Source organism: Paenibacillus elgii NBRC 100335 (genome assembly GCF_004000865.1).
GTDB classification, from domain to species: Bacteria; Bacillota; Bacilli; order Paenibacillales; family NBRC-103111; genus Paenibacillus_G; species Paenibacillus_G elgii.
Map to the genome: position 1 here is coordinate 95,773 of NZ_BIMB01000011.1, position 10,497 is coordinate 106,269.

A 10,497-nucleotide genomic window follows, 5' to 3' on the forward strand; every position below is an offset into this window, starting at 1 on the left:
CAGATTTCAAAGGCGGACAGCGCAAGCGCTTCTTCCGGGGGACAGGTCACCTGTTTCACGACGAAATCTCAAACGAAATATAACTAAAAAACCGCGGCAGCCTTGGATCGGCTGCGTATTTATATGCTATCGCTATCGCTACCAAGCTGCTATTTCAAGCTGCGAAGGATGTCGCTCACCTTGCTGGCGACTTGCTTGTAGAATTGGTACATATCTTCGCCGTCGACATATTCGCCGCGGTCGTAGTCGAGCGCGGACTTGGCGTCCTGATAAGCGCCGGCCATGTCCTGCAGCTTCGTCAACAGGCCGCTGATGTCTTCTTGAGCGGTAAGCTGCTGGCTGAGCTTCGACGATTTGCGCTGAAGCAGGCCAAGGCGCTTCGCGTCGAGGGCGCGGATTTTGCGGTAAATTTCGTATTCCGGGAATTTGCCGGACTGCATCAGGTTGACGAACGGCTCCCACGGGTCCTCTTCCGCCTCATGGTCGTATACGTACAGCGCGCCTTTTTTGACGATCGCGCCGGTATACATCGCTTCGATGAACTGCTGGATGAATTTCTCCTCGTCCTGATGGGCGGCGAGCACCTGCTCCAGCTCGGCGATTTTCGCTTCGATCCGGCGGTATTTGCCCAACTCCTCGCGGACGCGGCGCAGCAGCTCCGGCGAGCGGATCAAGTTCTCCTTCGCCATTTCCTCGTTCACGCTGCCGAAGATGTCCTTCAGGCCGTCCTGCTCCAGACCGCCTGCCACAAGCGCCTTCAAGTCGGCGACGCAGCGCTTGATCTCGCCGAGGTTCGGCTTCGCCGCGTCAAGCTGCATCGGATACGCCGTAAGCTTTTGCTCCAGATCGAACGACTTCGTGAATACGCACTCGTAGCGGCCCGTTGTGCCTTGATCCGCCGATTTTTCGTGAATAATGCGCAAGGACAGCGATTGGTCGAACATGCTGCGGACGTCGGCGTTGTAATGTTTTACGCGGGCGTTTTCGTAGGTGTCGCCCCACGATTTTTCCGGGATCGGTGACGGCAGGTACGTCCAGTTCGTCTTCTCGGTCTGGACGAGATGGCGTCCGACGCCTTCTGGCTCCAAAATCGAGCGCTCGTAGCTTTCCTCATATACTTTCAGCGGCGTATACAGGAACAACGGAATGCCGTTCTGGGTGTTCAGCCAGAAGACGCGGTTTTTCACTTCGCTCTCCTTGATCGTGAAGCGCGAGTTCGCGATGGCGTTGTCCTGGAAGTTGCGGATGCCCTTGAAAATATTCGGCGCCTTCACCGGCACGGAGACGAAGCCCCACGACGGGAAGTTGAAATTGCCCGAGCTGTTGGTCAGATGGAACACCGGCTTCGCTTCCTCGTACAGACGGCCAGCGATCTTCTGCTCCACCAGCTTCTCCAGCGAATCCTCGTGGCCATATTTGATGATCAGGAAATCCTCCATCGACTTCGTAATCAGGTCGCTGAACTGCTCGGTCAAAAACTCGGAAATCGAGCTGACGACGTCCACTTCCTGCTCCTTGATCCACTGGTTTGACTTCTCCAGCAGCTCCTGCGTAAAGTCGCGGATCAGCTCGGTGACGTTCTTCTCATCGGTGACGTCGCCGATCAGCTTCGCCATATCCGGCACGCTGACGATGTTCCAATAGTACGTACGGTTGCCCTTGTGATCGACTTCCTCCTGGCCTTTGGTAAGGATATCGCCGTTTTTCTGGAAAACTTTATTCAGCTCGTTCAGGATTTCGGTGAACACCTGATAAATACGCGAGTTGTCGTTGTTGATGAGCGTGTACAGATCCTCGTAGAACTCGATCATCTGCTCCATCCGCTCTCGGTCGGCATGCAGCAGGTACTCCTGGATTTTCGCTTCGATGTACGCGTCTTTCTTCTTGTCCTTCGAGATGAACGCGCTCTTCGCTTCGGTCAGCTTCTGCATGGCGGTATCGCCCGCCGCCTCGATATCCCGCGGAATGCGGTACACGCTTTCCTTCAGCGATTCGATGTACGACGAGATCAGCTTCAGCAGGCAGAAGCCTTTATCCTGCAAAATGATCCGCGACACGTAAAACGGTCCCTGCTCGGGATGGCGGAACATTTTGCCCATCTGCTCGGCGAACACTTCCCGGATTTCCCCCGGCAACTGCTTGCGAGCCTTGATGTACTCCTCCCGGGCCCGGGACAGGTAGCTCTGCTCCAGCTCCGTGTCGATATGGACGATCTGCTGCTTGACGACGTTGTTGTAGCTGAGCCGCTCGCTGTTCTGGTAGCCGGGCAGCGGCTCCGGCACGTTTTTGTCGAATTCGCGGTGGATCGAATCCGGGTCGAAGCCCAGCTTATGCGCAAGCTTCTCGACGTCCTCCTGACTCGGACCCGCCTCGAACATCGTCGACATGCGCTGAAATACTTTGTACGCCAAAAACGTCGTCATTTCCTCGATCGGCAAAACTGCGGACGACGCGCCCAAAATATTGTATTGATAGTTCGCCGCATACGTCTTCGGCATCTGATTGATGTTCGTGCGGATGTTGCTGATATAGTCGTGAATGGCGAATTCCTCGCCGGATTGCTTTTGCTCGCTCGCCATGAAGTTCGTGATGTTCTCCGCTGTCACGTTCATGCAGTAGTCGTACGCATTTTCGAGCTGCTTGCCTTCAAGATTCGTCGCCGAAATAAGATGCGCAAGGTTAAACGGCGGCATCGGCGAATTGACCGTCAGGATGTTCGCGTACTGCTGCTTGAACCGGTCGCCTCGCTCATCCACGTTCATCCAGTAGTCGAGCTCCTTGAGCGCCGCATAGCCGTTCTTCTTGATATATTCGCGCGAATGCTCGGTCAATGCCTTGTTCGCCAGATTGACATCCGGCGTGAACAGGTAGCCGAGAATGCCGACTTTGTCGACGCCGGCCGAGCCGTAATCCCGCTCCAGAATGCCGCGCACGATATACGCGATGTCGAGGAAGCAGCCGCTGCCCGTACCGCCGGAGATACCCGTCAACAAGAACACCATCAGCTTCTTGTTCGTGCCCACCGACAGCGTCTTGATTTTGCGCTCGATCGTCTGCACGACCTGCACGATCTTCGTGAACAGCAGCAAACGGCCGGCTTGCCGGACGCCCGAAGCGCCGTTGATGCCGTCGGTAATCGTCAGCTCCGGAGACAGCCATTCTTTCATGTACGGCTCCAAAATGCTGCGGTTTTGCAGCACGCTGCCGATCTCCGCGTTCGACAGCAGCACGAATTCGGTCATCGGATCGAGGCCGATGCCCTTGTACCGCTTGTTGCGGTCGTGCTCGTTCGTCTCGAACGCGAGAAACTCGATGTTGTCGGGCTTCTCACGCTTTTTTTTCGTGAACGGGTCCTCCGGCAGCTTGAACCGCCGGTTCACCTGATACTTGAGCCGCAGCAGCGCATCGATGCCCGTGCCTCCGAGACCGATGACCAGCATCGGGTTATCGATCGTGTCAACGCGGATTTTCTCGCTGACAATGCCGCCGCCCAAGGATACGTCCAACTGCTGTATATGCTCTCTGACTACTGCTTTCATGTCCGGACTCCTCCTGTTACCAAGGCCAAATGGGATATTTATTTCAAGTATTCGACGCTTATCGACTTATTGACGTTTTGAAGTGCGATTTTGATGCGGTCATTTGCACGAATTTCTTTTCCTTTGGCGGCATCGAACACCCGCCCGCCTTTTTCGACGACGCAAGGCGTTGCGTTATGCAGCAGCACCGTGTCGTTCGGACCGGGCCGGAAGACGATATTTTGCGTTTCCGCAAATTCCGGCGCGAGCTGGAGCAGCTGATGCAGCGTCACCTTGCCCTTGAACGCGTTCAGCTTGCGGTACTGCGGATTCGTCCGCTCGCCCGTGTCCTCGTCCTTGACCTCAATCACGAGTTGCCCGACGAAGCCCTTGTTCGCTTTGCGGTAAGCCGACAGCGCATACAGAACGGCTCCCGCAAGCACAAGCGCCCCGACGATCATCGCCGCCCATACGGTCGGGCTGAGCGCGCCGGCCGCCTCCTTCGTCGGCTCGGACACAGGCTTGGATGCCGCTCCGCCGGATTTGGCCGTGAGCTTCACGGGCGCCGTCTCGCGCAGGAAGTTCGTACCTTCCGCCTTGAGCTTGAGCTCGTAATCGTGCGCATCCGGTACCTTGAAGCTGCCCGCAATGCCTTGCGCGCCGATCGTCAGCGGCTTCTCCTCGGTCTTCTTCGTATCCAGGTCCGTCAAGACCGCCGACGCCTTCAAGCCCTTGTACAAATCCGCATCGGCCGTCTTTTGTCCGGCGGTCTGCAAATACGCTTTGACCTGCACTTCGTCGCCCGGCTTGAGCGTCGTCGATGCCAGGGGCTCCATGACGAGCTGCAGATCATAATTGTAAACGAGATTAATGTTAATTTTTTCCTTCTGGACGCCTTTGACCTGCAGCTTCCAGTCGCCTTGCGCCGGCGCTAATACCTTCAATAAAGAGTAAGCGCTCGAAGCCGTATAAACGACGCGATCCGACGGAATTTTCTGCTCCTTGCCGGACGGGTCGAACAGCTTCACCTCCACCGGCTTCGAAGACATGATCGAAATGTTCGCTTCCTGCACGCTGGCGTTCGGAATCGTCACCTTCACATCCTGAAACTGCCCGTTCGCCACGAAGCCGGTCAGCGGCACGACCTTCAGCTTGAAATGGCTCGCGTAAATTTCGCTCAAAATTTGCGGCAGATTGTCCGCCGTGCTCGTGATGAACGATTTGCCTTTCGTTTCGTTGGAGATGCGCTCCAGCACCGCCTTGTTCAGCGTTCCGTCGGCATTGAGCCCGATCGTATAAATCGGGATGCCTTTGTCCTGCGCTTTCTTGATCGCATCGTTGAGCTCCTGATCGGACTGCTGCTGCGTGCGGCCGGCGTTCAGTGAGTTGTTGCCGTCAGTCATCAGCACGATGAGCGGCACGTGCCCCGGCTCGGTACCGGATTCAAGCACCTTCACCGCTTCGCTTACGCCGACGGCGATGTCGGTGTAAGGCCCCTTGGAGAGCTTGTCGATGAACGATTTCAAGTCCTGCTTATCCGCGGCGGAGTTGATGGGAAGCAGCGCCTTTTCGCGCATCACTTGGTCGGTATAAGCGACGAGGCCGATTTTATCGCCCTGCACAGACGCCATATCGACGAACATTTTCATCGCTTCGTTGCTGACTTTGTTAACGTCGCTTTCGTTCATGGACGTGCTGACGTCCACCGACAGAACGGCGTCCATCTTCATATCGACGGCGCCCGCCGGGGCCGCAGCGGCCTGAAGCGGCATCAGGACGGCGAGCAGCAGAGCAGCGGCGGGTCGGAGCAGCGCTTTGATGATTTTCACGTGGTTCATTCCTCCAAACCTATGGACGGCCCGATGTCGAACCATCCCGAACCAATATGGTATAGTGTAGTAAATTGCCGTAGAGGGTAGTACAATGGAACTGCATGTCGTCTACTAATCTACATATTAACTGGTCAGAAAGTAAAATTCCACTAGCGAAACCTTACAGAATTCTTAAGATATCGCCTTTCAAATTCGAAAATACCGGGGAGAGAATCATGCTGACCGTAGCTGTGTTGGCTCTTGGAGCCCTGTTTCTTCTAGCATTTTTTATGTACTGCTCTTATAGCCGGAAGCAAGACGTCCCGCTTGCGGACATCGATGCTGCATTCGCGGCAAGATTAAATCAAGGTGATCCAGGTGAAAGCCATGACGACTAAAACCGCCGTTCAATTCCGCAAAACGCAGGCGACCTCGCATTTGTTCGACCGCTTGAAGCAGTGCCGGCGCTGCAGCCGGTATTCCTGCCTGTGGGACGACCGCTGCCTCTCGTGCGAAGCCGAGGATAGCCGCAGCGCCGTCCCCGAGCAGGCCGGAGCGGTTCTGAAGCACCGCAGGCAGACCGGCATGCTGGCTGTTGGCGCGATCGGCGCCCTCGCCTTCCTGCTCGCCCGCAATGCGGAGCAGATGATTTTGTCCGTCGTCGGCGCCGCTCTGCTGCTCGCGCTGTACATTTTTTTGCATAAGCGCTACGAGCCTATCTTATATAGACGTACGTTAGGCCGTTTACTCCTGCAAGATCAGCAAAAAATTCGCGAAGGCCTGCTGCTCGACATCGACGATGCGGAAGCGGACCTCCGGGCGGAAGACTTCAAGACCGCCTATGAAAAGTTCCGCGAGATCGGTTATTTCATTCAAGACGACTCGATCAAAATTTTAAAGGTGTACTGCCTGAACAAATTTATTTTGCGCAGTGACATGGACCTCGAGCTCAGCTCCCTTCTGCCGAACCGCTTCGACAAAGACGTCGTCGAATACATGCATGAAATCGGCAAAGTGCGTCCGCAACTCATCACCCGCGAAGTGCTCGACTACGTCATGAAATACCGGGGCATGATCGAGAGGCTTCCCGAGGGAAGAGACGTTCTCACGGCGGCGGCCGGAGCCGCGCTGCGCGTGAAATCCAATCTGCACGCGTACCGCAGCCTGCTGCTGGACCACGCTCAAGAGCTGCCGAAGGAACGGCTGCTGCGGCTGTGCCGGCTGCTTGCCGAGCAGCCGGACGCCGATCCCGAGCTGACCCAGAAAGCGCGCGATGCCGTGAAGCTGAAATACGACTTCGACCCGGAATTCCAAGGCATCCTGTAGAAAGGAAAGGAGGCTGCCTATGTCTATCTCTACGTATAAACGATCCATCCGTTACAGAAACGCCGCGATTGCCGTCCTCGTCCTCACGCTCTTGGCGGCGGGCGTCAAAGTCTACGCTTGGTGGCAAAAAGCGGAGCTTTACCAGCAGGCGGCGGCCCAGCTTGCCGCAGGCAACGCGGTCGAAGCCGAAGAGCTGTTCCTCAAGGCGCGAAAAATCGGCTTCGTCGATTATAAAGAAGCGGAAACGGAGCAGGCGCTCAGCTCTCTTCAGCCGGTTACGCAAGCAAAGCGGCTGTTCTCGTCCCTGAACGACCAGATCGCGTCGGCGGTTGCCGTCAACGACGCCGGCAGCTTGGTGAAAGCGTACGAATCGTATCAGAGCGCTAAGTCGCAGGTCGCGAAGCTGGACGAAGGCTCGCAGAAGCGGTTCGCGGAAACCGCGGCTTCCTACAATATCGACGCGCGCTTCGCCGAAGCGTTCGGCTCGGTCAAGACGGCGCTGATCCAAAGCGTCGAAGGCGCCGTCACCAAGAAAAAATTCGATGCCGATACCGCTGTCGGCTTCCTGCTGCAAATTCCCGCGGTCTATTATAAGGACGAAGCGGCGAAGCGAAAAGCTCTAAACCCGCTGCTGCAAAAATACGACCAAGGCCGCCTGGACGCACTCGTCAAATCCAAATCGCTGGACGAAATGTTGAAGGAAGGCGGGGAGCTCCAAAAATTATATAAGGATCGGGGCTGGGAAGCTCCTTGGGTCTCTGCAAAACTTGAGAAGGTGGCACAAGACACGCTGGCCAAGCTGGAGAAAAACGATCTGGGCGGCTTCCTGGCCGCTGCCAAAACCGTGCAGTCCTACAAGGAGTTCTTCGGCAGCGGCAGCAAGCTGAACGGGTATATCCAAACGGTGGTGAACGGCCGAATGGCCCGGGCGGAGCAGCTGATCGCCGCGAAAAAGTATGCGGAGGCCGAAGAGCTGTACAAAACGCTCGGCACCTACCGCGACACGTCCCAAGAGCTGCAGGCGCTCGGTCAGCGCCGATTGGAAAGCGATCCGGCCGTGCTGCTTCAAAAGGCCGGGATCGAAGGCGCCCTCACCGCCGCCACAAGTCTGAAAGGGTCGAACGGCGCGCAATCGGCTGCCGCTGCGGTTATGGACAAGAAAAAGCTCGTACTCGCCCGGCTGTTCACGGACCAGCGCATCGAGATCGCAGAAGGAGCCGTACCGGGCGACCTGGCCGCAGTTAAATCGATTCGTCCTGCTGACGAGCTCAGCACGGAAGGACAGCCCGTCCTGCTGCTCGAAGCGGCTTCCAAGAAGCGGAAAGCCCGCTATGTGGCGTTCGAAGCGCACGGGTCCGAGCTTAAGCCGATTCTCGATCTGGAGGCCGATAAGCTGGAGTCGGTGCGTCCGGGTGTCATAAGCGCCGATAATCCCGTGCCCGAGCGGACGGATAAGAACGGTGCCGACAAGAATAGTACGGACAAGAACGGTACGGCAGCCCCGGGCTCCCAAGCCGGAGCAAAAGCGGTCTACGAATACCGCGGCGGGCGGTATGTCTTCGTCAAGTCCGAAGAAAACGGGAACAACGCTGTCACGAACGGAAACGGCGACGTGAAGCCGGACGCGGATAAAAAAGATCCGAAGGACGTCACGACTAAGGATGCCAAAGAAGGCGCGAAGGAAGTTAAAAGCATTACGGCCAACGAGCTGCCGAAGTACAAAAACTCGAAGGTCGTGTTCCAATGCGACATCCAATCGGTTACGGATAACCGTGCCATCGTCAAGGCTGACGACGTGTTCCTCGTGCTGACTGGCAAATTCAAGTTCGGCACCGGCCCGGCGGTCATCACGGGCACGTACACTTCAACCGAGGATCTGAAGCAAGGAAACAAGACGGTGAAAGCTTACGTCGTGCAAGTATCGTCACTCGTGCAGGACGAAGAGCCGTAAGCCGACCATACAACGTTAAAATAGGGAAGATTTCCGTCTTCAGAGGCGGAGTCTTCCTTTTTTTAGTTTGACGCTGCAACAAATGACCGGGTTTTTCCGTATGAGGAGTATATCTTTTAAGGATCGGAGATTGACGGGCTGTGTTCGATGACGAAGGTCTGCTAAACAAAATACGGGATCATTTTCAATTGCCGGCGTTCGCCGGTTTGAGCCGGGTGCAGCATGAAGAGGAGCCGGACGACCTGCGCATTATTTTTAAAGCAACGACGTCCGACGGACGGAGCTATGCCGTGCGGATGATATCCAACTCCTATTCGGCGTTGGAGGACCTTGCAGGACAAGCCTCCTTGTGCGGGCTGCTCTCCGGCGGCGGACTTAACGTCCCGACACGCTTGTACGGAAGCGACGGACGTCCTTACCTGATTTTGTCGCGGAAAGGACGCGAGATCTGGGCGACTGTGGAAACCTGGCTGCCGGGAAAAGAACCGGAAAGCCTAGCGATTGGCCTCGCCGAACAAGCAGGCGAATGGCTCGGAGCCATGCACCGGATTGCTGGCCAGGCGCTCGCACCGATCCCTTTTACCTCCGGAAGCCCGTGGAGCCTGTTCGGCCAGGAAGACGAGCTGGATCAGGATGCTCAAGCCTTGGAAAAGGCGCTCCAGACTAGCGGCGCAGAGCCGCCACTGGTGCGAGAGTTGTTCGCCCTGTACCGTGAAAAACGTTCCATACTCCGGGCAGGTTGGTCTGAACTGCCGGGCGGTCCGGTGCAAGGAGATTTTTCTTTAAACAATTGGCTTGCGGATGAAAACGGACGTCTGTGCGGCGTGATTGATTTTCATCTGGCAGGAACGGACGTCTTTGTCGGCCATTTGGCGGGAGAAGCATCGTTTCTGGCTTATGCCGCGGACAAGGAAAACGAGGAAACCTCCGAAGCCATAGGGGATCGATACTTGGAGGCGGTGATAGCCGGCTATGAGCGAAGCCGTCCTCTGAACACGCGGGAACGGAGCTTGCTGAACGACTTGATCGGATTGCGCAGGGCGTTTGCCTGCTATCAAGTGGACGAAGTGCTCGGAGAGATCAAGGCGGGAAATACGAAGCAAGTGAATCAGGAGCTGAAAAACATGATTTTTTACTTCAAAAAAGATTACTGCCGAGCGCCGTTGTAGCCTCCATTCATGCAGAAACCGGGAGTCTGTCCCCCGGTTTCCCTTCTTACTGATTCTGCTGCGGCTGCAGGGGTTGACTCGTGCCTTGGACCGTTCGGTTGTTGAGCAAAGCATCCCCGGCCCGATGGCCAACACTGCGCCCGACCGAGCTGCCTACAAGTCCGCCCAACACTGCGCCGACCGCTGTTCCGAAGCCCGGAAGCACGGTTGACCCGAGCATCGCGCCGTACTCTACCCCGGCCATAACGCCGACGGCTCCCGTCACATTTTCTACGGTTTGCACGGCGTATTCCTTCGTCTTCATTTGCCCTTTGGCCAGCGCATTCGTATCCTGTATTTGAGACAAGCCGCCCGAAATCAGTCCGGTCCATACGGAACCGTTTTGAAACATGCTCCCACCTCGTTTCGAGTCATCCGGCCATCACATGGCCGTTCTTTTAGCTTGCCCTGTCCGCATTCAAAACACTCTGTCAGACCCTCGGGTTTACTTCCGTAAGCCTCCCACCGTATCTTTGGCCTGCTCCGTCAAATTCAACACGGCTTCCGTTCCTTTTACCGCAAATTTGCGCATCGTTTTCCGGGCTTCCGGGGAAAATGCCAGCATCATCGCGGCACCCGCAAGTATATAACCGATCGGCAGCTTCGCCATGGTCTCACCCCACCCTTTCAAAAAATAATGTACTACAGATCATCCCACATTGACGAAAAATTATGCATGAACA

8 protein-coding genes are annotated in these 10,497 nt (G+C 56.3%); 4 read left to right on the top strand and 4 right to left on the bottom strand.

The annotated features are described in order from the left end of the window. Positions 1-149: 149 nt before the first annotated feature. Positions 150-3,539, bottom strand: a complete 3,390-nt coding sequence (locus tag PEL01S_RS11025; RefSeq protein ID WP_127460335.1) for a tubulin-like doman-containing protein — start codon at positions 3,537-3,539, stop codon at positions 150-152. A gap of 38 nt (positions 3,540-3,577) precedes the next feature. Beyond that, positions 3,578-5,356 carry a vWA domain-containing protein gene (locus tag PEL01S_RS11030; RefSeq protein WP_127460336.1) on the bottom strand — a complete coding sequence of 593 codons (1,779 nt, stop codon included), beginning with the start codon at positions 5,354-5,356 and terminating at the stop codon, positions 3,578-3,580. A 209-nt stretch (positions 5,357-5,565) separates the two neighbouring features. On the opposite strand from PEL01S_RS11030, the gene PEL01S_RS34460 reads away from it, so the two are divergent. From PEL01S_RS34460 to PEL01S_RS11045, 4 genes are all read left to right on the top strand, one after another. Next, positions 5,566-5,727 (top strand): hypothetical protein, encoded by a 162-nt coding sequence (locus PEL01S_RS34460; RefSeq protein ID WP_157244031.1) that lies wholly within the window; start codon positions 5,566-5,568, stop codon positions 5,725-5,727. Then, a complete protein-coding gene (locus tag PEL01S_RS11035) occupies positions 5,717-6,655 on the top strand; it encodes a hypothetical protein (RefSeq protein ID WP_063180093.1) in 939 nt (312 codons plus the stop codon). The genes PEL01S_RS34460 and PEL01S_RS11035 overlap by 11 nt, the downstream gene beginning before the upstream one ends. Before the next feature lie 19 nt (positions 6,656-6,674). Next, positions 6,675-8,606 carry a hypothetical protein gene (locus PEL01S_RS11040; RefSeq protein WP_127460337.1) on the top strand — a complete coding sequence of 644 codons (1,932 nt, stop codon included), beginning with the start codon at positions 6,675-6,677 and terminating at the stop codon, positions 8,604-8,606. A 140-nt stretch (positions 8,607-8,746) separates the two neighbouring features. After that, positions 8,747-9,775, top strand: a complete 1,029-nt coding sequence (locus PEL01S_RS11045) for a phosphotransferase enzyme family protein (protein WP_127460338.1) — start codon at positions 8,747-8,749, stop codon at positions 9,773-9,775. 46 nt (positions 9,776-9,821) lie between these two features. Here PEL01S_RS11045 and PEL01S_RS11050 read toward each other — a convergent pair whose 3' ends face one another. Both PEL01S_RS11050 and PEL01S_RS34465 read right to left on the bottom strand, forming a co-directional pair. Continuing rightward, positions 9,822-10,166 (bottom strand): glycine zipper domain-containing protein, encoded by a 345-nt coding sequence (locus PEL01S_RS11050; protein WP_063180081.1) that lies wholly within the window; start codon positions 10,164-10,166, stop codon positions 9,822-9,824. A gap of 93 nt (positions 10,167-10,259) precedes the next feature. Continuing rightward, on the bottom strand, positions 10,260-10,424 hold the full coding sequence (locus PEL01S_RS34465; protein WP_164824272.1) for a hypothetical protein: 165 nt from the start codon (positions 10,422-10,424) through the stop codon (positions 10,260-10,262). Positions 10,425-10,497 lie beyond the last annotated feature (73 nt).

What these genes read in the sequence shown, in the direction of transcription:
- PEL01S_RS11050 (WP_063180081.1), bottom strand. Translation starts at nt 10,166, where the DNA reads ATGTTTCAAAACGGTTCCGTATGGACCGGACTGATTTCGGGCGGCTTG.
- PEL01S_RS34465 (WP_164824272.1), bottom strand. Translation starts at nt 10,424, where the DNA reads ATGGCGAAGCTGCCGATCGGTTATATACTTGCGGGTGCCGCGATGATG.
- PEL01S_RS11040 (WP_127460337.1), top strand. Translation starts at nt 6,675, where the DNA reads ATGTCTATCTCTACGTATAAACGATCCATCCGTTACAGAAACGCCGCG.
- PEL01S_RS11035 (WP_063180093.1), top strand. Translation starts at nt 5,717, where the DNA reads ATGACGACTAAAACCGCCGTTCAATTCCGCAAAACGCAGGCGACCTCG.
- PEL01S_RS11025 (WP_127460335.1), bottom strand. Translation starts at nt 3,539, where the DNA reads ATGAAAGCAGTAGTCAGAGAGCATATACAGCAGTTGGACGTATCCTTG.
- PEL01S_RS11030 (WP_127460336.1), bottom strand. Translation starts at nt 5,356, where the DNA reads ATGAACCACGTGAAAATCATCAAAGCGCTGCTCCGACCCGCCGCTGCT.
- PEL01S_RS34460 (WP_157244031.1), top strand. Translation starts at nt 5,566, where the DNA reads ATGCTGACCGTAGCTGTGTTGGCTCTTGGAGCCCTGTTTCTTCTAGCA.